Below are 23462 nucleotides of genomic sequence, written 5' to 3'. Positions count from 1 at the left end.
TTTCCGGTGTTTCCTTTGGCGTCAAAAAAAGGGCCGCAAAGGTGTGCGGCCCGCAAGAGTGAGGATGGAGAACCCGCAAATCAATCAGGTATATGGCCCGGAGGCAGGAGACCCAGAACATGCCTCGCGAACCATGCTATAAGCGTAGGACAGCGCCCTTTTGAAATCTCTGATCTGGATCAGGTGAAAGCCCCGCGTGGCGCGGGTTTGCGGGGTGTAAAAATCCGTTTATTCAAACATGTTATGATATGCGGCTATCTGTGAAGCAACGGGACTGATTTTTATGAATTCCGACCGACTTAGAAAGCTTGAGCAAGAGATCGAACGCCGCATCATGATCCTGGATGGGGGTATGGGCACCACCATTCAGAACTACGGCCTGCAAGAGGCCGACTACCGCGGAGAGCGTTTCGCTGACTGGTCCTGCGACGTCAAGGGCAACAACGATCTGCTGGTTCTGACTCAGCCCAAGATCATTCGGGAAGTTCATGAAAAATTCCTCGAAGCCGGCGCCGACATCATTGAGGCCAACACCTTCAATGCCACCCGCATTGCCATGGCCGACTACGAGATGGAAGACCTGGTACCGGAGATCAACCGCGAAGCGGTGCGCCTGGCACGCGAAGCGGCTGATGTCTGGACGGAAAAGACCCCGGATCGCCCCCGCTTCGTGGCCGGCATCCTCGGCCCCACCAACCGCACCGCCAGCATCTCCCCGGATGTGAACGACCCGGGCAAGCGCAACACCCACTTTGATGCCCTGGTGGAAGCCTACAAGGAAGCCGCCGACAACATGATCGACGGCGGCGTGGACATCCTGCTGATCGAGACCGTCTTCGACACCCTGAACGCCAAGGCAGCGGTGTTCGCCGTGGAAACCGTCTTCGACGAGCGCGGCGAGCGTTGGCCGGTGATGATTTCCGGCACCATCACCGATGCCTCCGGCCGTACCCTCACCGGTCAGACCACCGAGGCCTTCTGGAACTCCCTGCGCCACGCCCAGCCCTTCTCCGTGGGCCTGAACTGCGCCCTGGGGCCCAAGGACATGCGCCCCTATGTGGAAGAGCTCTCCCGCATCGCCGACACCCGCGTCTCGGCCCACCCCAACGCCGGTCTGCCCAACGAGTTCGGTGGCTACGACGAGACCCCCGAGCAGGTGGCCGAAGAGGTGGCACGCTGGGCCAAGGAAGGGCATCTGAACATCGTCGGCGGCTGCTGTGGTACCCAGCCGGATCACATCCGCGCCATCCGCGAAGCGGTCAAGGAATACGAACCGCGCCAGATTCCCGACATCCCGCCGGCGTGTCGCCTGTCGGGCCTTGAGCCCTTCAACATCGACCCCGACACCCTGTTCGTCAACGTGGGTGAGCGTACCAACGTCACCGGCAGTGCCCGCTTCAAGCGCCTGATCAAGGATGGCGACTTCGAAACCGCCCTGGAAGTGGCTGCCGAGCAGGTGCAGAACGGCGCCCAGATCATCGACGTGAACATGGACGAAGGCATGCTGGATGCCATGGAAGTGATGCCGCGCTTCCTGAACCTGGCCGCCGCCGAGCCGGACATCTCCCGGGTGCCGGTGATGATCGACTCCTCCAAGTGGGAAGTGATCGAGGCCGGCCTCAAGTGCATCCAGGGCAAGGGCATCGTCAACTCCATCTCGCTCAAGGAAGGCGAGGAAAACTTCATCTACCAGGCGAAGATGCTGCGTCGCTACGGCGCCGCCGTGGTCATCATGGCCTTCGACGAGGAAGGTCAGGCCGACACCCAGGCACGCAAGGTGGAGATCTGCCAGCGGGCCTACAAGATCCTCACCGAACAAGTGGGCTTCCCGGCCGAGGACATCATCTTCGACCCCAACATCTTCGCCATCGCCACCGGCATCGAGGAGCACAACAACTACGGCGTGGACTTCATCGAGGCCACCCGCGAGATCAAGAACACCCTGCCGCACGCCCTGGTGTCCGGCGGCGTGTCCAATGTCTCTTTCTCCTTCCGGGGCAACAACCCGGTGCGCGAGGCCATTCACGCCGTGTTCCTGTATCACGCCATCAAGGCGGGCATGGACATGGGCATCGTCAACGCCGGCCAGTTGGCGGTGTATGACGAGATCCCCGAGAAGCTGCGCGAGGCCGTGGAAGACGTGGTCCTCAACCGCCGCGATGATGCCACCGAGCGCCTGCTGGACATGGCCGAGGAATTCCGTGGCAGCGGCGCCGAGGCCAAGAAGGAAGACCTGTCCTGGCGCGAACTGCCCGTGGCCGAGCGCCTCCGGCACGCCCTGGTCAAGGGCATCGACGCCTACGTGGTGGAAGACGTGGAAGAGGCCCGCCAGGCCTTTGAGCGTCCGATCCAGGTGATCGAAGGGCCGCTGATGGACGGCATGAACGTGGTCGGCGACCTGTTCGGCGCCGGCAAGATGTTCCTGCCCCAGGTGGTCAAATCCGCCCGCGTCATGAAAAAGGGCGTGGCCCATCTGATCCCCTACATCGAGGCCGAGAAGACCGACGACTCGCAGAACAACGGGCGCATCCTCATGGCCACCGTGAAGGGCGACGTCCACGACATCGGCAAGAACATCGTCGGCGTGGTGCTCCAGTGCAACAACTTCGAGGTCATCGACATCGGCGTGATGGTGCCGGGCCAGAAGATCCTCGAGGCGGCTCAGGAACACAAAGTGGACGTCATCGGCCTGTCCGGCCTGATCACCCCCTCCCTGGAAGAGATGTCCAACTTCGCTGCCGAACTGCAGCGCGTGGGCCTGAAGACACCGCTGATGATCGGCGGCGCCACCACCTCCCGTGCCCACACCGCGGTGAAGATCTCGCCCCAGTACGAAGGCCCCACCGTCTGGGTGAAGGACGCCTCCCGCGCCGTGGGCGTGGCCCAGAGCCTGGTCAGCCCGGAACTGCGCGGCCCCTACGCCGAGAAGATCTCCAAGGAATACGCCGAGGTGCGCGAGCAGCACGGCGCCCGTCAAAAGAAGCAGGACTGGCTCAAGCTGGACGAGGCCCGGACCAACAAGACCCCCATCGACTGGTCCGGCTACACCCCGCCGCGCCCGGCGGTGCTGGATGGCGACACCGGCATGGACAAGGGCGGCCCGGCCCCGAAGATCCTGCGCACCGAGGGCCAGGACAGCGTGTTGCTGCGCTTCGAGGACTACCCGCTGGACAGGCTGGTGGACTACATCGACTGGACCCCGTTCTTCCGTGCCTGGGACCTGCACGCCGCCTATCCGCGCATCCTGGATGACGAAGTCGTGGGCGAAGAGGCCCGCAAGCTGTTCGAGGACGCCAAGCCGATGCTGCAGCAGATCATCGACGAGGGCTGGCTCAAGGCCAGTGGCGTCGTGGGCTTCTTCCGCGCCAACACCGTGAACGACGACGACATCCAGTTGTTCAAGGACGAGGCTGGCAACCAGGAACTGATGCGCCTGCACAACGTGCGTCAGCAGACCCGCAAGCCGCGCCAGGCCCCCAACATGTGCCTGGCCGACTTCCTGGCCCCCAGGGACACGGGCCTGAACGACTACCTGGGTGCCTTCGCGGTGACCACCGGCGGCGACATCGACAAGCACGTGGAGCGCTTCGAAAAGGCCCACGACGACTACTCCGCCATCATGCTCAAGGCCCTGGCCGACCGCCTGGCGGAAGCCTTTGCCGAGCACATGCACGAGCGGGTGCGTCGCGAGTTCTGGGGCTATGCCCCCGATGAAGGCCTCAGCAACGAGGAACTCATCAAGGAGAAGTACCAGGGCATCCGCCCGGCCCCGGGCTACCCGGCCTGCCCCGAGCACACCGAGAAGGGCCTGCTGTGGGAGTTGATCGATCCCATCGAGAACGCCGGCATGACCCTGACCGACAGCTACGCCATGGACCCCGCCTCGTCGGTCTCCGGGTTCTACTTCTCGCACCCCGAGTCGCGCTACTTCGGCGTGGGCAAGCTCAACCGCGATCAGGTGGAAGACTATGCCAAGCGCAAGGGCATGGACCTGGACGACGCCCAGCGCTGGCTGGCGCCGAACCTGGGTTACGATCCGGACTGATCCGGGGCAGGGGGCTGCATTGTGTGGCCCCCTGGGCTCCCGCGCCCTCACCCCCCCGGCCCCTCTCCCCGAGGGGAGAGGGCCGTCCCGCAAGCCCCTGGCCAGAGCCCCCTGCCAACCGCATTTTCCGCTATCCTAATCGGCCACCCAAACCCCATCCTGTGCCGGAGCAACACCCCATGTCGGACGCCCCCGAATCGGAACACGACGAACACCGCCTTACCCTGCGCAACACGCGCCTCGATGACTACAAGGACATCGAAGAGATCATGGAGGCGGTATACCAGGGCCTTGACGGCGCCTGGACGCGGGAACAGTTCGAATCCCAGATACAACGCTTCCCCGAAGGCCAGATCTGCATCGAGGACAACGGCAAGGTCGTGGCCGCCGCCATCAGCCTCATCGTCGACTACCGCCGCTGGGGCGACCGGCACCGCTACTGGGAAATCACCGGCAAAGGCTACCTCACCACCCACGACCCCGACGGCGACACCCTCTACGGCGTCGACGTCTTCGTGCACCCCGAATACCGGGGCCTGCGCCTGGGTCGCCGCCTCTACGACGCCCGCAAGGAAGTGTGCGAAAAGCTCAACCTGCGCGCCATCGTCGCCGGCGGCCGCATCCCCGGCTACTACAAGCACCGTGACGAGATGAGCCCGCAGCAATACGTGGAACTGGTCAAATCCAAGGAAATCATCGACCCGGTACTCACCTTCCAGCTCTCCAACGACTTCCATGTACGCCGGATCATCAACGACTACCTGCCCGACGACAAGGAATCCCAGGCCTACGCCACCCTGCTCGAGTGGATCAACATCTACTACGACGAAAAGGAAAAACTCATCGGCGGCACCAAACAGGTGGTCCGGGTGGGTGCCGTGCAATGGCAGATGCGGCCGCTGCACTCCCTGGATGACCTGCTCCAGCAGGTGGAATACTTCGTCGACGCCGTCTCCGGCTACCAGTCCGACATCATCCTGTTTCCCGAATTCTTCAACGGCCCGCTGATGGCCCAGTTCAACCAGGAAAACACCGCCGAAGCCGTACGCCACCTGGCCGAATACACCGAGCCCCTGCGCCAGGAAATGGTCAAGCTCGCGCTGTCCTACAACATCAACATCATCGCCGGCAGCATGCCCGAGTACGAAGACCAGGAACTGCGCAACGTCTCCTACCTGTGCCGTCGCGACGGCAGCTGGGACAAACAATACAAACTGCACATCACCCCCGACGAACGCGCCTACTGGGGCCTGCGCGGCGGCAACGACGTGCGCATCTTCGACACCGACTTCGGCAAGATCGGCATCCTCATCTGCTACGACGTGGAATTCCCCGAACTGCCCCGCATCCTCGCCGAACAAGGCCTGCAAGTCCTGTTCGTCCCCTTCTGGACCGACACCAAGAACGCCTACCTGCGCGTACGCCGCTGCGCCCAGGCCCGCGCCATCGAAAACGAATGCTACGTGGTCATCTCCGGCAGCGTCGGCAACCTGCCACGGGTGGAAAACATGGACATGCAATACTCCCAGGCCGCCGTGTTCACCCCCTCCGACTTCGCCTTCCCCCACGACGCCGTGGCGGCCGAAGCCACCCCCAACACCGAAATGACCCTCATCGCCGACCTGGACCTGGACAACCTCAAGGAACTGCGCACCCACGGCAGCGTCCGCAACCTGGTCGACCGCCGCCTGGACCTCTACAGCGTCCGCTGGAAACGCTGAGAATTTCAGGTCAACCCCCCCCAGTAGGGCCCCAATGCATCCGGGTCAGTTGGGGTGGGGTATTCCTTGGAGCGGGTGTCAGCCGCAGGAAGCGGCTGCCCAAGCCTACAGGGACGTATTCACGGCGACCCGCGGAAAGGAATACCCCACACCGACTGACCCATCCCCGAAACCAACCACGATGCGTCCAGCCTGTTGGTGCGGGGTATCCCTTGGAGCGGGTGTCAGCCGCGGGAAGCGGCTGCTCAAGCCTACAGGGACGTATTCACGGCGACCCGCGGAGAGGGATACCCCGCACCAACAGGCCTGCCACCCATCCCCAACTCAACGCCCCAGCCCAGGCACCGTCTCCTGCATCGGGTCCAGCACCTCCTCAACTTCCTCCACCGGCCCCAACACCTCCAGCAACGCCAACTCAAAGATCAACGTCTCCGCCGGACCGATCACATCCCCCGCTCGCCCGGGCCCATAAGCCAGATTGTAAGGCACCACCAACCGCACCTCACTCCCGGCCGGAAGACTCACCAACACCTCCCGCCAGCCCGGAATCGTATCCTCCACCGCCACCACCGCCGGCAACTCCCGACGATACGAACTATCAAAGACACGCCCATCCAGATGCATCCCCCGATAATGCACCAACACCCGATCATCCGGCCCCGGCACCGGCCCCTCACCCCACTCAAGCACCTCCACCTGCAACCCACTGGGCAACGTCACCACCCCCGGCCGGGCCGCATTGGCCGACCGATACGCCTCCCCCTCCTCGATATTCAACTCCGCCAACAACAACTCATCCGCCTGCTGCTCCGGCGTCAAGCCACAACTGCGGGCGCCCACAAAAATGAGCACCAGCGAAAACAGACTCACCACCGCCAGAAACAACACATTACGCAACAGCGAAACAAACATCGTCAGCGCCCTGATCCCTACCAGGGGATATCCGCCCCATTGATATCGATGAACCGCCCCGCATCCGCCGGCGTGATGTCATCCATCAACCCCCGCAACGCCGTCGCACTCTCCGTCACCGTCATCTCCGCACTGGGACCCCCCATATCCGTCAGCACCCAACCCGGATGCATCGCCACCACCGTGATCCCCCTCGGCTGCAGATCCAGCGCCGCACTGGCCACCACCGCATTCAAGGCCGCCTTCGTGGAGCGATACACATACAACCCACCCGAACCATTGTCCGCGATGCTGCCCATCTTGCTGGTAATGTTCACCATCAAGCGCCGATCACTCGCAGCCACCCGATCCACCAGCGCCTCCATCATCTTCAGCGGCGCCACCGTATTCACACGCAAGGTGTCCAGCCAGGCCTCCACATCCGTATCGCCAAAGGGCGTCGTCGGACCAAAGGCCCCCGCATTATTGATCAGGATATCCAGCGGCGTATCCCCCAGCATGTCCGCCATGGCCTGGATCTGCGCCGGATTGGTCACGTCCAGCGGATGCAGGCTCACCTGCCCCTGCTTGCTGGCGGCCAGCCGGCTCAGATCCCGCGCACCCTCCGGATTGCGGCAACAGGCAAACACCCGAAAACCTGCATCCGCAAACTGACGGGTCATTTCCAGGCCGATACCACGGTTGGCCCCAGTGATGAGTACGGTTTCAGACATGTCAGACAATCCTCCCGGATGGAATATGATGGCGGTGATGATGAACCGCCCCGGTGCCGCTATCAAGGCGCCGACGAAAGGAAGCGCCGACCAGACTGGTAGGTCACGCCCCCGCAGGGGTTACGGCTAAACTTGCACCGGGGCATACTTGATACCAGAACAACCACCGTGAAACAGGGGGTACGCGCCAATGACCTCACCAGCCGACACCAGCGGCCCGCAGGACGACGCACCACTGATTCTCGTGGTGGACGACTCCCGCGTGATGCGCCAGGCGCTCAACAAGATCCTGCGGCGGCGCTACCAGGTGGTGGATGCCCCCGATGGCATGGAGGCCTGGACCCTGCTGGAGCAGAATCCCGGTATCGCCTGCGTGTTCACCGACCTCTCCATGCCCCAGCTGGACGGCTACGGCCTGCTGCAGCGCATCCGCGAGAGTGACGACGCCCGCCTCAAGTCCCTCCCCGTGGTCATCGTCACCGGCAACGAGGACGACCAAGGTACCCGGCGCAAGGCCGCCGAGCGCGGCGCCAACGATGTGGTGATGAAACCCTTTCGCGCCGACCACGTGCTGAACACCACCGAGCAACTGCTGGCAGGAGGAGAAACACCCCCCGCAGCGACGGCTCCCACCCCCATGGCAGAAGCCACGCCCCGGCCCGCTGCCGAACCCCATCCGGACACAGCCGCACTGGCTGCCGCCCAGACCGAAATCAACACCCTGCGCGAACAACTGCAACATGCCCAGAGCCAGGCTCGGGCCGCCGTCAAGGAGCGGGAACGGCTGCAGGGCGACATGCGCCAACTGCGTACCGAACTCATGCTGCGTCAGCAGACCTCGGACGAACGCGACGCCAAGGACCGCATCGCCGCCCTGGAGGCCGACCTGGCCAAGGAGCGCGAGGCCCTGGAAGAGGCCCAGCGGGCCAACGGGCAGCTACGCACCCGCCTGCACGAACAGCAGGAGCAGGCCGAACGCAGCCAGGAACGCCTGGAGGGGCTGCAAGGGGAATTGCAGGAAGCCTCCGCCCAACTACTGCAGCGGGATGCCCAGATCCAGGAGGCCTCTGCGGCCCGGGATCAGGCCCAGGGAGAACTCCACGCCCTGCGTCAGGAGCTTGAGCAGCTGCGTCGGGAGCCTGCCGAGGGGGATGCCGACGAGGTGCGCCGGCTCAAGGCCGAACTGGAATCCGCCCGGGAACGCACCGGTGCCGCCGAGCGCGCCCTGGCCAGCTCCAACGGCAGAGCCTCCGGAGAATCCCAGGGCAATCTCCAGGCCCGGGCAGAGGCCGCGGAACTGGCCAGGCTGCAGGTGGAGGATGAACTGGTCCAGGCGATCTCGCGGGTGGAACGCATGGAACAGGAGCGCGAGGCCTCCCAGGGGGAGTTGCGCACCCTGCGCGGCGAACTGAATCTCATGGAGAAAAGGCAACAGCAACTGGAACGCCAGGAAGCGGAAAAGCGCAAACACCTGGAGGCCCAGCTCGCCGAGGCCCTGGATGCCCTGGAAAGCTCCGTTTCCCGAGGAGACGAGAAGGCCACGCCCCAGCAGCCTGCCCAGCCCGTTGCCGCCCCCGCGCCTGCGCCCACACCGACACCGTCCTCCACCCCAAGTGCCCGAGACACCTCCGTGCATCGCTGGGAGGAAAACCAGCAACGCCGCCGGTTCCAGCGCAACCTGGCCCTGGCTGGCGTGGGTGTCGTCGCCCTGATGCTGCTGGCCTTTTTCCTGGGCGGGGCGCTGCTGTAGTTCTTCCGGTTGGGTGCCCCGGTGCTATTGGGTAAACCTGAGGGTGTATGATGGCGACAGGTGCCTGCGGGCGGTGTGATCTGGTCTATCATCCAGAGAAGCCTGCCCGCTCACGCTTGGCAGTGGAGAACCGGGAGATGGCATGTCACTGAGTATTGAACAACTGGTGGAACAAGGGGCCGGCCTGGTCTCCCTGCCTGCGGTGGCCAGCCGTTTGAACGCCATGGTGGACGATGACGAGTCCACCGCAGCGGACATCGGCCGGGTGATCAGCCAGGATCCAGCGCTCACCATTCGCCTGCTGCAACTGGCCAACAGCCCCTTCTACGGCCTATCCAACCGGATCGACACCATCACCCGGGCCGTACAGGTGATCGGCACCCGCCAGATCCGCGACCTGGTGCTGGCCACCACTGTCACCAAGGTCTTCGACGGCATCCCCAACGACCTGATGTCCATGGAGGACTTCTGGCGCCACAGCATCTATTGCGGTCTGGTGGCCCGACTTCTCAGCGAGGACCTGAAGATGCGCGATGGCGAAACCATGTTCATCGCCGGCCTGCTGCACGACATCGGTCGCTTGCTGATCTTCAATCGCGAACCCGATGCAGCCCACGAGGCCTTCCTCCTGGGCCTGCAGAACGCCGGACACACGCCGCCCCAGAAGGCGGAGCGGGACGTGCTGGGCTACGACCACGCCCAGGTGGGTGGTGAACTGGCTGCCCGCTGGCATCTGCCTGAAAAGCTGCTGGCCTGCATCCGCTATCATCATGAACCCGCCGCGGCCCAGGAACACCAGGCCGCCGTGGCCCTGGTGCACATTGCCAACACCGTCGCCCACATGGCCGAGGTGGACACCCGCGATCCCCGGGATGCGCCGCCCATTCAGGCCGAGGCCTGGGAACGCTCCGGCCTCGACCCCTCCGTGCTGCCCTCCATCATCGACCGGGCCCAGCACCAGGTGGTGGAAGTGGAGGCCCTGATCCTTGACCATGGGTGACATGATCCATCGCCTGCAACAGCCCGGGCGTCGCCGGTGGTGGCTGCCAGCGGCGCTGGTCGGGGTGTTGGGGTTGGTCGGCTGCGCCACCGGGCCGCAGTTTGATACCCAGGACACCCTTTCCATGCTGACCCCATCACGGGTGGCCATGTCTGACGAGGGGGCAGCAGGAGAGCAGGTGGTCTGGGGCGGCATGATCGTCAACACCCGCAATCTGGAAGAGGCCACCCAGTTGGAGATCCTGGCCTACCCCCTGGACCGTCGGCAGCGCCCCCGGACCGAACGCACGCCCCAGGGCCGTTTCATGGTCCGCGTGCCCGGTTACCTGGAAAGCGTGGATTACAGCCCCGGTCGCCTGCTCACGGTCACCGGCACGCTGGAAAGAACGGTGACCGGCCAGGTGGGTGAAACCCCCTATCGCTATCCTGTGCTGGGGGCGGAAGATCATTACCTTTGGCCTCGGGAGGACGAGCCGGCCACCACGCGGCCGCGCTTCAACATCGGTATTGGTGTGATACTGAGCAACTAAAGACCCTCGCGACCGAGTGCATGGAGCTTATGGAAAATGAGCATCAACTCTGGTTCACCCGCCGCAGTGGAGAGGTGAGGGGACCTTATCCGGAGAGGCTGATTCGCAGCTATCTGCTGCTGGGCCGTCTGCGCATGGAGGACGAGGTCAGTCTGGACCGGCAACGCTGGTATGCCGTGCGCTCCCAGCCTCACCTGATCCCGGTGGAGTTCTATGATACCGACACCCCGGAGGGCCGCGAGCGTCTGCTGCAGGCCAGGCGCCGTGAGGACGAGCGCTCCCCCGAGCGTCGTGCCCGACCCTATCCGGATGAATTGCCCTCCGACGCGGATCAGCGGGCGGAAGATCGCCGTCGGCCCGAACCTCCGGAACTGGTCAGTCACCGCTACCAGCGCGTGCAGTTGCTGCAGTCGCCAGAGTCTGTCAGCCCTCTCCCACAGGGGCCGCGGCTCTGGATCGGCGTGGCCGCCGGACTGCTGATCCTGTTGTTGTCGCTGTTGCTGGTGATGGAACGACCTGAGCCGGATGTGCTGGCGGACTGTCTGGCACCGGCCGAGCCGGGGGTCAACTGGAGCTATTGCCGCATGGTGGGGATGGATCTGCGCGACGCGGACCTGACCGGCGCGAACCTGAGTAACACGGACCTGCTGGGCGCCCGCCTGGAGGGTGCACAACTTGCCAATGCCGACCTGAGCTACGCGGATGTGCGGCGTGCCCGTCTGGACCAGGCCGATCTGCAGGGGGCGCGACTCACCGGCGCGGTACTTCAGGAGGCGGTGCTCATCGGCGCCAACCTCACCGATGCCGACCTGAGCCATGCCGACCTGCGGGGTGCCCGCCTGGACAATGCCGATCTCACGGATACCCTGCTCGGTCGCGCCATCTGGACCGATGGTCGCGTCTGCGCTCCCGGCTCGACCGGCACCTGCGATTCACCCTGAGGGTTCGCTGACCATCTCCAGGCACGGCACGTGGGTCTCGAGGATCGCCTGGCGGATCACCTCGATGGCCTTGGGGCGCGGGAAGCTGGTGCGCCAGGCCAGGGCCACCTGGCGGGTGGGCACCGGCTCCTGAAAGCGACGGATGGACAGCAGGTGCTGGGCATAACGATCTGCCCCCGCCGCCGAGCAGGGCAGGATGGTGACCCCCATGCCCGTCACCACCATATGGCGGATGGTCTCCAGGGAACTGCCCTCCACCGTGTGCTGGATGCTGTTGCCGGAGGATACGGTGGCGTGGCAGTCCGGGCAGAAGTGCAGCACCTGCTCCCGGAAACAATGCCCCGAGCCCAGCAGCAGCAGGGTTTCCCGGGCGAGTTCGTTGATGTCCAGTTTCTGCCGCCGGCTCAAGGGGTGGTCCGCCGGTAGCACGGCCACGAAGGGCTCCGAGTAAAGGGGCAGGGTGACCACGCCGGGCTGCTCGAAGGGGGTGGCCACGATGATGGCATCCAGTTCACCCCGCTTGAGGCTCTCCGCCAGCCGGGCGGTGTAGTTCTCCTCGATGATCAGGGGCAGCCCGGGGGCGCGCCGGTGCACCTCGGGTACCAGATGGGGTAGCAGATAGGGGCCGATGGTGTGAATGGCCCCCAGGCGCAAGGGACCACAGAGCTGATCCCGTCCCTGATGGGCAATGGTGGTCAGGCTGTCCACCTCTTCCAGCACCCGCTGGGCCTGACGCACCACCTGATCCCCCACCGGCGTGATGCTCACCTCCGTCTTGCTGCGCTCGAAGAGCGCCACCCCAAGCTCCTCCTCCAGCTTTTTCACCGCCACACTCAGGGTGGGCTGGCTCACATTGCAGCCCTCGGCGGCCCGTCCGAAATGTCGCTCGCGTGCCACCGCGACAATGTAGCGAAGTTCGGTCAGGGTCATGTCGCATCTCATCCAGAGGTGAGGGGGTGTTTCGAGTGTACTGAAGGATGCAGGGGGAGGCCATCGCGGTGGATGGGTCGCATGGGGCGTTCGGGGGCCGGGCGGCGTGTTATGATCCCGGGACTTGCGCCCCCCTCCGGATGGCGGGGCCCACATTCAATCCAGCGAGACCACACATGGCATCCCTGCTCGACAGGCTGCGGAGCGGATGGGCCGCATTCCTGCCCGATCATGTGCCTGTCGCCTTCAAGCTTGGTCTGACCATCTGCGTGCTGATCGTCACCTGCATGGCCCTGGTGGGCGTGGTGATCCTCAATCAGCAAAGTGCCCTGCTGCGCAGTCAGATGGACGATTTCGGTCAGGCCATGGTGATGCAGCTGGCAGAGTCATCCAAGGAACTGGTGCTCGCCGACGACAGCCTGGCCCTCAATGCCCTCATCACCAACCTGGCCGGCAGCGAGGCCGTGCTGGGCGCGGCCGTCTTTGACCGCGACGGCGAACGTCTGGCCCATTCCGGCATGATTCCCGAGCATGGGCAGGACAGCCTGGGGGCTGACAAGGCGCCCGCCCCCTTCCCGCACACCTTTCTGTACTTTGCCGATACCGAGAAGACCGCCTACCGGGAAGAGATCCGCTTTCAGGACATCACCCTGGGCTCGGCCATGGTCACCTTGAGCCGTTCGGCTCAGCAGACCGGCACCCGGGCCGCGGCCAACGCCATCATCCTCACCACGGTATTCATGAGCGTACTGGGCGGCGCCGCCGCGTTTCTCATGGGACAGCGCCTGTCCCGCCCGGTGCATCGCCTGGTGGAGGCCACCCGCGCCATCGGCGAAGGTGAGTACCGGTATCGTCTGCCGGAAGGCCGCCGGGACGAAATCGGTCACCTCATGTCGGCCTTCAACCGCATGGCCCAGGGTTTGCTGGAAAAGTCCCAGGTGGAGGGGGCCCTGAGCCGCTACGTGTCGGCGGGTGTGGCCCGGGAGATCATGAGCAATCTGGACAGGGTGAAACTGGGGGGGCGTCAGGTGGAGGCCTCGGTGATGTTCGCGGATATTGCCGGCTTCACGCGGATGTCCGAAACCATGGACCCGGACAAGGTGGCGGGGCTGCTCAATGAATATTTCACCCATGTCAGCCATATCGCCCGGCTGCACCAGGGCAGCATCGACAAGTTCATGGGAGACGGGGTGATGGTGGTGTTCGGCGTCACCGATGAGGATCCGGACCATCGCTTTCACGCCATCGCCAGCGGCGTCATGCTGCAGCACCTGGTGGCACGGCTCAACCAGCTGCGGGACATGGAGGGGCAGGAGCCCATCCGCTTTAGGGTGGGGATCAACAGCGGCCCCATGATGGCGGGCAACATGGGGGCCGAGGATCGCATGCAATATACGGTGGTGGGGGATGCGGTGAACCTGGCCTCGCGCCTGATGACCGCCGCCGAGCCCGGTCAGGTGCTGATCTGCGAGGCATTGTTCGAGGACCCGGACATCCGCTGGCGGGTGCGGGGGCAGCCCCACCGCTCCATTGCCATCCGCGGCAAGACGCAGCCCGTGGCCACCTGCCAGGTGCATGACCTGAGTGACCTGTATCGGGGAGCGATGGAGCGACAGATCGAGCGGCTGCTGTGCAAGGAGCGGATCACATGAGGCGTCTGGTGCGACCCTGGGCTGCCCTGCTGCCGTTGGGCCTGCTGGTACTGGGCGGTTGTGCCCCCCTGGAGGTGGAGATCACAACCCTGTCCCAGAAGGTGGATGAGGCCTTCAAGGCCCATGAATACCAGCGCGCCCAGGCCCTTCTGGCGGAGCTGCCCACGGGTGAGCGCACGCAGCAGATGGAGGCCCGGGAGGCTTGGCTGGAACGGATGACCGGGCATCTGGAGCAGGCCATCTTGATGCAGGCGGCGGCCCTGCTGCGGCGCGAGCAGTGGCTGGACGCCCTGGAGGTCTATGATCGGGGGCTGGTCATGCTGCCGGACAGCGCCCCCCTGCAGGCGGCCCGGGAGACGGCCCGGGTGCAGTATGAAGGGCGCCTCACCGACCTGCAGGTGCGCCTGATGCTGGCCCGCGGACGTTCCCTGGCCGCCTTGCGGCCCATCTACGCGGAACTGGCGAGGGTGGATCCCGAGGATGCGGAGGCGGCACGTGAGCTGGGGCGCATCCGCCAGGACTCCCTGGAAGTGGCCCAGGATCTGCAGAAACTGGGTGGCCTGGCCCTGGAGGCGAAGGAGCTGCGCCTGGCCGTGGACGCCCTGAGTCTCTCGCAGGCCCTGAGGCCGACGAATGACACCCTGGAGATGCTCGACTCGGCCCAACAGGCAAAGGCACAGGTCCAGGCCGCCCAGCGCCAGGCCGACCATGCCCGACGCCAGGCGGCCTGGGAGGCCCGCTCGAGGGAATTGTTCGATCACTATCACGAGGCCATGCAGTCAGGCGATCTGAATGCCGCCAGCCGACACCTCAAGGGGCTGGAGCGCACGCGCCCCCGGGATGAATCTCTGCCGCGCCTGCAGCGGGAGCTGGATCAGGCCATCGATACCCGCATCACCCTGGGCTTGGAGGAGGGGCGCCGCCAGTACCTGGACGGAGAGATCGAACAGGCGGTGGAAACCTGGCGTGAACTGCTGGAACTGCGCCCCAATCATGCCGAGCTTCAGGCCCACGTGCAGCGCGCGGAGCGGGTGCTGGAGTCCCTGCGTGGTCTGGAGGGGGAGCCCATGGTGATACCCGAGCCGATCCCGGACGACGCGGACGACGCGGACGACGCGGACGAGGCGGACGAGGCGGGTGGGGCCGAGGCTGAAGAGCAATAGCAGACAGGGACCCCCGCGCCTGCTAAGGTTGCGATCTTCAATCAGAACCGCCGTACCCCTCTGGACACCCCATGGACTCTCAGCAGACCCCTCATTCGGAAGACCCCCGTTTTCATACTGAGCTGGATGGCACCCGCATCACCGTACTGGGCACGGCCCATGTCTCCCAGGTGTCGGCCGATACGGTGAGCGAATTGCTGCGCAGCGGCGATTACGACGCCGTGGCGGTGGAGCTTTGTCCCAGCCGGCACAATGCCATCGTCCGTCCCGATGACCTGTCCCGCATGAACCTGTTCCAGGTGCTGCGCCAGGGCAAGGTGCCCATGGTCACGGCCAGCCTGGCCCTGGGGGCCTACCAGCAGCGCCTGGCGGAGCAGTTTGGTATCGAGCCCGGGGCCGAGATGCGCGCCGCCATCAACGAGGCCCGCGATGCCCACCTGCCGGTACTGCTCATCGACCGGGAGGTGGGCACCACCCTCAAACGCTGCTATCGCAACGTGCCCTGGTGGCGACGCATGAACCTGTTCGGTGGTTTGATGGCCAGCGTCATGAGTCGCGAACAGGTCACCGAGGCGGAGATCGAACGCCTCAAGAGCGGCGACATGCTCGAATCCACCTTCACCCAGTTTGCCGAGGAATCCCGGGCCCTGTATGAGCCGCTGATTCAGGAGCGGGATCATTACATGGCCGCCCGCCTGCGTCAGGAGGCCGCCAACAAGGACTATCGGCATATCCTGGCGGTGGTGGGCGCCGGGCACCTGGCCGGCATCCGCGAGGCCCTCAAGGAGCAGGGAGGGGAGCCGCCGGCCCAGGTGGTGGAGCGTCTGGACCAGGAGCCGCCGCCGGCCCGCTGGCCCAAGTTGATCCCCTGGCTGATCGTGGCCCTGATCCTGACCGGCTTCGCCATCGGTTTCAGCCGCAACCCGGATCTGGGCTGGCAACTGGTGACCGACTGGGTGTTGATCAATGGGGGCCTGGCCGGACTGGGGGCCATCATTGCCTCGGCCCATCCGGTGACGGTGGTGACAGCAGCGCTGGCGGCCCCCCTGACGTCACTCAATCCCACCATCGGGGTGGGCTTCGTGGCCGCCGCCATGGAAACCTGGCTGCGCAAGCCCACGGTGGGCGACTTCTCACGCCTGCGTCGGGATACGGCACGTCTGCGGGGGTGGTGGCAGAACCGGGTGTCCCGGGTCTTGCTGGTGTTCATCCTGACCACCCTGGGTTCGGCCATCGGCACCTATGCGGCAGGGTTCAGGATCGCTGAGCGCCTGCTGGGCAGCTAAGCCCGGCGAGGTCCGGCGAGGGCCTCAGTCTTCCCACTCGATCCGGTCGCGGCCGGTATTCTTGGCCCGGTACATGGCCTGATCGGCCCGCTTGAACAGACTGGCCGGGCTATCGTCGGGGCGCTGCATGGCCACGCCGATGCTCGCGGTGATCCGGATCTGCTGGCCCGCATCCAGTGTATGGGGGGCGCTGCGGATGACTTCCTGAACGCGCTCTGCCGCCGTGGCAGCCGACTCGGCATCGGTTTCGCTGATCACGATCACGAACTCCTCGCCGCCGTAGCGGAACACCATGTCACTCTTGCGGGTGAGGGCCCTGAGCCGCTCCGCCACGGCCACCAGCACGTGATCACCGGCCTGATGGCCATGGGTGTCGTTCACCTGTTTGAAAAAGTCCACGTCCACCACGAGCATGCACACCTGTCGCCCCGACCGGGTGGCCACGGCCAGTTCCCGGTCCAGCATGCGGGTCATGGAGGTCCGGTTCAGGAGTCCGGTGAGCGGATCGGTCTGGGCCGAGGTGAGGGCCTGGCGGTAGAGCAGGGCGTTTCGCAGAGGGTAGGTGAGCATGCTCAGGGCCTCCTCCAGGGCAATGAGCTCCTGCTCCTTGAACTTGCGCCCGCGCAGCAGCCGAAGCTGGCCAATCTCCGTGCGTTCCACCATGAGGTTGTAGCTGCACACATGACGGGAGAGCCGACCCTGGCTGATGTGGATGCCCATGTCCGGGTGGTCGAAGGTCAGACCGTCATGGGGCACCATGCCGGCCAGTGCGTTGGAGAAGATCTCCAGCAGTTCTTCCAGCTCCAGGGTGGTCTGCAGCCGATGCAATATCATCGCCGGGGTGAGGGTCGGCACACTCGGTGTGTGGCGTTCGGACCGGGCCAGGCCGCCCTGCAGCAGCTGCGGGCTGGCCATCAGGGTGTTGTCGCCATTATTGGCCTGTTCCAGCATCGGGCGGATCACGTGTCGCATGACAGGGTCTCGGCTGAGTTTGTCCCGTTTGATGCGATTTTTGTGCCATGAAAATAACTTCATTTGAAACAATGAAGTGCATGTTTCTTCTTTGGTGGTGCCGGAAATCTGGCACCACGGACTGCAGGGGTTTGCCGCCGGGCGTCAGAATCCCGTGATGCCGGCAGGAGACCCGGACTGATAAACTCCACCCCCATGCTCCGATTCGATCATCTCACCCTGCGCCGTGGCACCAAGGTCCTTTTCGAGGATGCGGATCTCACCATCCACCCCGGCTGGCGGGTGGGCCTCACGGGCGCCAATGGCACCGGTAAGTCCAGCCTGTTCGCCTTGCTGCAGGGGGAACTGGGGGCCGACCAGGGTGAGTGCTCCCTGCCGTCGGATTGGGTGATCGCCCACGTGGCCCAGGAGGTGGAGGCCAGCGACCGCTCCGCCCTGGACTATGTGATGGACGGAGACGAAGAACTGCGCCGCCTGCAGGCCGCCGTGGCCGAGGCGGAAGCGGCCCAGGACGGCAGTCGTCTGGGTGAACTGCATGCCCGGCTGGATGCCATTGATGCCTGGACTGCCGAGAGCCGTGCAGGGCGCTTGCTGCACGGCCTGGGGTTCAAGCCGGGGCAGGAGGTGGCGCCCATGGCGTCGTTCTCCGGTGGCTGGCGCATGCGCCTGAACCTGGCCAAGGCCCTGATGTGCCGCTCCGACCTGCTGCTGCTGGACGAACCCACCAACCACCTGGACCTGGAAGCGGTGATCTGGCTGGAGCAGTGGCTGGGGGGGTATCCCGGCACCCTGCTGCTGATCTCCCATGACCGGGACTTCCTGGACCGGGTGGTGACCCATGTGGCCCATATCGAGCGGGGCGGCATGACCCTGTACACCGGCAATTACTCTACCTTTGAGCAGGCCCGCGCCGAGGCCCTGGCCCAGCAGCAATCGCAGCACGAGCGTCAGCAGCGGGAGATCGCCCACATGGAGCGCTTCGTGGAGCGTTTCCGGGCCAAGGCCACCAAGGCCCGCCAGGCCCAGAGCCGTCTCAAGGCCCTGGAGCGCATGACCCGGGTGGCCCCGGCCCACGCGGATTCCCCGTTTCGTTTCAGCTTTCGCGCCCCCCATCGGCTTCCTGATCCGCTGCTCAAGCTGGATGATGTGAACGCCGGTTACGGCGAGCCGGCGGTGCTTCAGGGGGTGGAGCTGTCCCTGCACCCGGGTGAACGTCTGGGCCTGCTCGGCCCCAACGGTGCCGGCAAGTCCACCCTGATCCGGCTCATGGCCGGGACCCTGATGCCACTGGCCGGCGACCGTGAGCCGGCACCAGACCTGAAGGTGGGCTATTTCGCGCAGCACCAGCTGGAGCAACTGGACAGCCAGGCGAGCCCGCTGCTGCATCTGCAGCGCCTGGACGAGAAGGCCCGGGAGCAGGAGTTGCGGGACTTTCTGGGCGGCTTTGGTTTCCATGGGGATCAGGCCCTGGACCCGGTGGGCCCCTTCTCCGGTGGGGAGAAGGCCCGGCTGGTGCTGGGCCTGCTGGTGTATCAGCGCCCGAATCTGTTGTTGCTGGACGAACCCACCAACCATCTGGACATGGACATGCGTCATGCCCTGGAGCAGGCCCTGCAGGGGTTCGAGGGGGCGCTGGTGCTGGTGTCCCACGATCGCTACATGCTGCGCAGTGTCTGCGATGAGCTGCTGCTGGTGGCGGATGGTCAGGCGGTGGAATTCGATGGCGATCTGGAGGATTACCGGGCCTGGCTGGCGGCCCGTGAGAAGGCCTCTGAGGCCGCCCGGGACGCGACCCGGGAGGTGGGAGAGCAAAGCGCCGCTTCTCGCAAGGCCAGGCGCCGGGACGAGGCCGAGCAGCGGCGCCGGCAAAAGCCGCTGAGGGACAAGGTGGCCAGGCTGGAAAAGGCCCATGCCCGCCTGGAGGAGGAGCGTGCCTCACTGGAAGCTGACCTGGCCGATCCAGGCCTGTACGAGGCGGATGGGAAGGCCCGACTCCAGGAACTCCTGGGTCGCCAGGCCCAGGTCAACCGGGAACTGGAGGATGTGGAGGCTCAGTGGATGGAGGCGTGTGAGGCCCTGGAGCAGGCTGACTGATCTCCCCGAAAGCGGGCTTCCGGGAGGGCCCCCCTTGTGGGAGCGGGCCTTGCCCGCGAAAGCGGCGGGCACCTGGTCTGGTCCGGGCGCTGCTGTCGCAGCGCATCGCCGGCAGGCCGGCTCCCACAGGAGAGGAGGAGTGGTTCCCACAGGGGGGCTCTCACAGTGGGGGCTCCCACAGGGGGCCGGCTTACGGTTCTTCGGGCACCCCGCAGCGGCCGAAGAACTGATAGTGGTCAAAGGCCTCGGCGATCCCGCCTGCGTGGGTGGCATCGGCGAAGTACACCCGCTTGAAACCGTACAGCTTCTCCAACTCCTGCTGGTGATTGCCCACCACCACCCCCAGGGTGCTGCCGCGCAGCATGTCCTCATCGTTGCCCGAATCACCGGCCACCAGCACCCGCTCCAGGGGGATGCCCCATTTGTCGGCGAAATAACGCACCGCGAAACCCTTGGAAGCACGCACCGGCAGCAGGTCCAGGTAATGGTCGTGAGAGTAGATGATATTGGCGTGCAGATCCTTCTGGTGCAGCAGACGCTCGATTTCCTTCATGGAGGGGGACAAGCTCGGATCCACGAAGAAACTGATCTTGTGGCGGCGCTGATCCACCTTGGGCTGTAACTGGATGCCCGGCAGTTCCAGCAGGGCCTCGCGCAGTGCCTCCGGTTGCCAGCGGTAATCAATGTGCCGGGCCCAGCCTTCATCCTTGGTCATCTCCGGGCCGTAGTGGATCTCCGAGCCCACCGAGGTGATCATCACGTCCGGCGTGGGTACGCCCCATTCCTTGAGGATGTCGATGGCGGAATCCAGGCGTCGACCGGTGGCGATGCCGAAGGCCACCTCGCGCCCCTCTTCCTTCAGGCGTTGCAGCATGGATCGCAGGCCACCCTTGTCTCCCAGCAGGGTGTTGTCGATATCGGAAATCAGGGCCCGATCAGCCTTGGCCAGCTTGCCGGAGAGGCGCTGCTGACCCCGACGACTGCGGCTGGCCTCGCGGCGCAGGCTCTTGATGCGCTTGACGTAGTTTTGCGCATGCCCCTCCCAGGCATAGTGCTTGCGCACCCCCTTGAGGCCCCGGTCCGATAGCTTTTTCCAGCGATCCGAATCGCCCAGGATGTCGAAGATGGCCTGGCCCATGCCTTCCGAGTCCAGGGGGTCCACCAGCACCCCGTTCTGGCAGTAGCGCAGGATGTCCCTGGGCCCGCCATCATCGGTGGCCACGAAGGGCGCGCCGCTGGCGGAGGCCTCGATCAGGGTGAGCCCGAAGGGCTCGGTCAACGCCGGATTGACGAAGACTCCCCGGGTGCGGGTGACCAGGCGGTACAGGTCCGGCACGTCATCGGCACTGTGGTGCTTGGGATAGGCCACCGAGCCGTACAGGTCGTAGTCATCGATGAGCATCAGCACCTCGGTGAGCACGTCCCGTGCGCCCTTGTCCAGTTCACGAATGGCATCCCGGTTGCCGGCGACGATCACCAGGTTGGCCATCTCCCTGAGTTCGGCATGCTCGGCAAAGGCCTTCACCAATGTGGGAATGTTCTTGCGCTCGTCGGGGCGCGACAGGGCCAGGACCATGGGCTTGTCCGGTTTTTTCAGGAACCGGGCCAGGGTCTTGTAGATGGGCGGTCGTGGCGAGCGTGCCTTGGGGGGATGAAAACGGCGCAGATCGGTGCCCGGCGGGATCACCACCATGCGCTCGGGCTGATAGTGATCGTAGGAGGCGTACTGCTCCTCCACCTCCTGCTGGGTGCTGGCGATCACCATGTAGGCGTTGCCCAGCGCCTCTTCCTCGGCGTCGATGCGCCGGCTGATGCTGTAGCGGGATTCAATCTCCTTCTCGGAGGCCCCCTTGGCCAGCAGTCGCTCGCGCTTGACCCGGCCCAGGGAGTGCCCGGTCTGCACCAGAGGCACGCCCATCAGGTTGGCCACCCGCACCGCCACATGGCCGGCATCGGCATAGTGCCCATGCACCACATCCGGCATCAGACCCACGCCGCGGATGTACTTGATGGCGTTGTCGGCAAAGCAGTCCAGATAGGGCCAGAGTTTTTCCTTGCGCAGGTAGCGCCGCGGGCCGCAATCCAGGCGGACGATGCGCACGCCTTCGCCCAGATCCTCCTCCGGTTGGGCGTAATCATCCGACACCCGGCTGTCCTCCACCCGGCGGGTGAGCAGGTCCACCCGCCCCACCTCCGGGTGGCCGCCCAGGGCCCGGGCCAGTTCCACCACGTACTTGATCTGGCCGCCGGTATCCGCGTCCCGGCCCAGTTCCAGATTCTCCCCGCGCACCAGGCCATGGATGCTCACCAGAACGATGTACAACCCCTCACCGCGGGTTGCCTTGCTTTGGGTTTTTTTCATGCCTTATCAGATCCCTTCAGACTCAAAACGTCCAGGGTGGACGGATCTTCGATGAACTTGTGGGTGAGGATCAGGGCGGTGGCGGACCAGGTCTGGTTGTAATTGGCACGACGACCAATCAGGCGCCCATTGCGACCATCGTAATATTCAGGCCAGCCGTTGGCCGCCAGGCGCTCGGTGGCCACCTCCCGGGCCCGCAGGGCCAGATCGCCGCGCCCGGCATGCAGCGCCGCCGCCGTGAAGGCCCAGAGCAGGGCCGGCCAGTTGCCGCCGTTGTGGTATGACCAGGGGATGTTCTTGGGGTCCGAGCCGGTCTTCAGGCGCCATTCCTCGCCTTGCATGGCGGGAAAGCACAGCTTCACCGGCATCATGCCCATGAGGTCGTCCCAGCGTTGGTCATACAGGTGCATCAACCGCTTCGACTGCGATTCGTCGGCCAGCCCGAACAGCACCGCCAGCAGGTTGCCCAGGGCAAAGAAGCGAAAATCCATGCGCCCCGGGCCCAGGTTGCCCACCAGGTAGCCCGCGTCCAGGGGCAGCCAGTCGCTCACCCAGTCGGGGATGCTCTCCGGATGGATGTTCAGGGCGTTTTCCGAGTCGTAGCCGAATATCTCGGTCCGAAAGCGGTGGATGCGGTTGAGCCGATCATCATCCAGCCAGTAATAATGACGCACATAATCCACCAATTGTTCCAGGCGCTTGGCGGATTGTTCGCGCACGCCCTGGTTGTCCGGATCGGCGTCATCCAGCATGGCCAGCGCGGCCTTGAGGGCGCCGAAGAACAGCGACTGGATCTCCAGGGGATGGCCATACACCCCCATGCGCCGATCCACCATGAACGAGCCATCGGGCACCAGCAGGGTGGGGAAGATCTCGAAGCGGTCCTGCAGGCAGATGTTGAGGATCATGCGGATGCCCCGCTGGCACTCCCGGGAGCGGGTGAAGTCGGTATCCCCGGAGATGCGCTCGTAGGCCACCAGCAGGATCAGCCACCACATCATGGAGTCCACCGGGGCCACCCGGCCAATGGCTCGGTCGCCGAAGTCGGTGTGGATCTCCTCTTCTCCCTCCTCGTTGCACAGCACCCGGAAGCTGGCGGGCATCACCTTGGCCACAGCCCGATGACCCTCCACCTCTTCCTGCTGGTCCCTGAGCTTGAGCACCAGGGAGAGAAAGTTGCGCACGACGTCGCTGCGGCCATCCAGCAGAAACACGAGCCCGGAGGGGACGAAGTCGCGCACGAAGCAGTCGGAGTAATTGTCTGCCGGGGCGTGGGAGTCGAGACTGGCGATGGTGCCCACGACATCACCCCGGTGATACACCAGGGAGGCCTCGAGCAGCCGGTAGGCGGAGCTGATGGGGTCGGTCAAGCGCGATGATCCTCGGTGGTGT

Annotated in this window: 16 protein-coding genes; 10 read left to right on the top strand and 6 right to left on the bottom strand. The window is 65.0% G+C overall.

The window, feature by feature from the left end:
* Window positions 1–283: 283 nt before the first annotated feature.
* Complete coding sequence (gene metH, locus LPW30_RS07700; protein ID WP_239680517.1) at window positions 284–4045, top strand: methionine synthase; 3762 nt, start codon at window positions 284–286, stop codon at window positions 4043–4045.
* A 179-nt stretch (window positions 4046–4224) separates the two neighbouring features.
* Window positions 4225–5766, top strand: coding sequence for a bifunctional GNAT family N-acetyltransferase/carbon-nitrogen hydrolase family protein (locus tag LPW30_RS07695; RefSeq protein ID WP_025281463.1), 1542 nt, complete (start codon window positions 4225–4227; stop codon window positions 5764–5766).
* A gap of 324 nt (window positions 5767–6090) precedes the next feature.
* Here the strand turns inward: LPW30_RS07695 and LPW30_RS07690 are convergent, their stop codons facing one another.
* Together LPW30_RS07690 and LPW30_RS07685 are read right to left on the bottom strand one after the other, a co-directional pair.
* Window positions 6091–6678, bottom strand: coding sequence for an FKBP-type peptidyl-prolyl cis-trans isomerase (locus LPW30_RS07690; protein WP_239680516.1), 588 nt, complete (start codon window positions 6676–6678; stop codon window positions 6091–6093).
* Between the two features lie 17 nt (window positions 6679–6695).
* A complete protein-coding gene (locus LPW30_RS07685; RefSeq protein ID WP_025281461.1) occupies window positions 6696–7391 on the bottom strand; it encodes an SDR family oxidoreductase in 696 nt (231 codons plus the stop codon).
* A gap of 190 nt (window positions 7392–7581) precedes the next feature.
* On the opposite strand from LPW30_RS07685, the gene LPW30_RS16015 reads away from it, so the two are divergent.
* The 4 genes from LPW30_RS16015 to LPW30_RS07665 all read left to right on the top strand — a co-directional run bounded on the left by LPW30_RS16015 (window position 7582) and on the right by LPW30_RS07665 (window position 11611).
* A complete protein-coding gene (locus tag LPW30_RS16015; RefSeq protein ID WP_274521651.1) occupies window positions 7582–9141 on the top strand; it encodes a response regulator in 1560 nt (519 codons plus the stop codon).
* Window positions 9142–9283: 142 nt separating this feature from the next.
* Window positions 9284–10141 carry an HDOD domain-containing protein gene (locus LPW30_RS07675; RefSeq protein ID WP_239680515.1) on the top strand — a complete coding sequence of 286 codons (858 nt, stop codon included), beginning with the start codon at window positions 9284–9286 and terminating at the stop codon, window positions 10139–10141.
* Window positions 10134–10670, top strand: a complete 537-nt coding sequence (locus LPW30_RS07670) for a Slp family lipoprotein (RefSeq protein WP_239680514.1) — start codon at window positions 10134–10136, stop codon at window positions 10668–10670. Before LPW30_RS07675 ends, LPW30_RS07670 begins: the two co-directional genes overlap by 8 nt.
* Before the next feature lie 20 nt (window positions 10671–10690).
* Window positions 10691–11611: a pentapeptide repeat-containing protein gene (locus LPW30_RS07665; protein ID WP_239680513.1), complete on the top strand. Its 921-nt coding sequence runs from the start codon at window positions 10691–10693 to the stop codon at window positions 11609–11611.
* Here LPW30_RS07665 and LPW30_RS07660 read toward each other — a convergent pair.
* A complete protein-coding gene (locus LPW30_RS07660) occupies window positions 11603–12541 on the bottom strand; it encodes a hydrogen peroxide-inducible genes activator (RefSeq protein ID WP_239680512.1) in 939 nt (312 codons plus the stop codon). The two genes, LPW30_RS07665 and LPW30_RS07660, sit on opposite strands and share 9 nt — an antisense overlap.
* 176 nt (window positions 12542–12717) lie before the next feature.
* On the opposite strand from LPW30_RS07660, the gene LPW30_RS07655 reads away from it, so the two are divergent.
* The 3 genes from LPW30_RS07655 (at window position 12718) to LPW30_RS07645 (ending at window position 16642) form a co-directional block, all read left to right on the top strand.
* Window positions 12718–14193 carry an adenylate/guanylate cyclase domain-containing protein gene (locus LPW30_RS07655; protein WP_239680511.1) on the top strand — a complete coding sequence of 492 codons (1476 nt, stop codon included), beginning with the start codon at window positions 12718–12720 and terminating at the stop codon, window positions 14191–14193.
* On the top strand, window positions 14190–15356 hold the full coding sequence (locus tag LPW30_RS07650; RefSeq protein ID WP_239680510.1) for a coiled-coil domain-containing protein: 1167 nt from the start codon (window positions 14190–14192) through the stop codon (window positions 15354–15356). The genes LPW30_RS07655 and LPW30_RS07650 overlap by 4 nt, the downstream gene beginning before the upstream one ends.
* Before the next feature lie 71 nt (window positions 15357–15427).
* Window positions 15428–16642: a TraB/GumN family protein gene (locus LPW30_RS07645; RefSeq protein ID WP_239680509.1), complete on the top strand. Its 1215-nt coding sequence runs from the start codon at window positions 15428–15430 to the stop codon at window positions 16640–16642.
* 24 nt (window positions 16643–16666) lie between these two features.
* Here LPW30_RS07645 and LPW30_RS07640 read toward each other — a convergent pair whose 3' ends face one another.
* On the bottom strand, window positions 16667–17614 hold the full coding sequence (locus LPW30_RS07640; RefSeq protein ID WP_239680508.1) for a GGDEF domain-containing protein: 948 nt from the start codon (window positions 17612–17614) through the stop codon (window positions 16667–16669).
* 195 nt (window positions 17615–17809) lie between these two features.
* Here LPW30_RS07640 and LPW30_RS07635 point away from each other — a divergent pair, with 195 nt between their 5' ends.
* Window positions 17810–19708: an ATP-binding cassette domain-containing protein gene (locus LPW30_RS07635; RefSeq protein WP_239680507.1), complete on the top strand. Its 1899-nt coding sequence runs from the start codon at window positions 17810–17812 to the stop codon at window positions 19706–19708.
* Window positions 19709–19898: 190 nt separating this feature from the next.
* On the opposite strand, the gene LPW30_RS07630 is transcribed toward LPW30_RS07635, so the two are convergent.
* Both LPW30_RS07630 and LPW30_RS07625 read right to left on the bottom strand, forming a co-directional pair.
* Window positions 19899–22070: an HAD-IIB family hydrolase gene (locus tag LPW30_RS07630; RefSeq protein ID WP_239680506.1), complete on the bottom strand. Its 2172-nt coding sequence runs from the start codon at window positions 22068–22070 to the stop codon at window positions 19899–19901.
* Window positions 22067–23440: a glycoside hydrolase 100 family protein gene (locus LPW30_RS07625; RefSeq protein WP_026623645.1), complete on the bottom strand. Its 1374-nt coding sequence runs from the start codon at window positions 23438–23440 to the stop codon at window positions 22067–22069. The genes LPW30_RS07630 and LPW30_RS07625 overlap by 4 nt, the downstream gene beginning before the upstream one ends.
* Window positions 23441–23462: the final 22 nt, after the last annotated feature.

The organism is Ectothiorhodospira variabilis, assembly GCF_022227625.1.
GTDB lineage: Bacteria > Pseudomonadota > Gammaproteobacteria > Ectothiorhodospirales > Ectothiorhodospiraceae > Ectothiorhodospira > Ectothiorhodospira haloalkaliphila.
The sequence above is the reverse complement of the archived record's forward strand: the minus strand, read 5'-3'. Positions and strand labels throughout refer to the sequence as shown.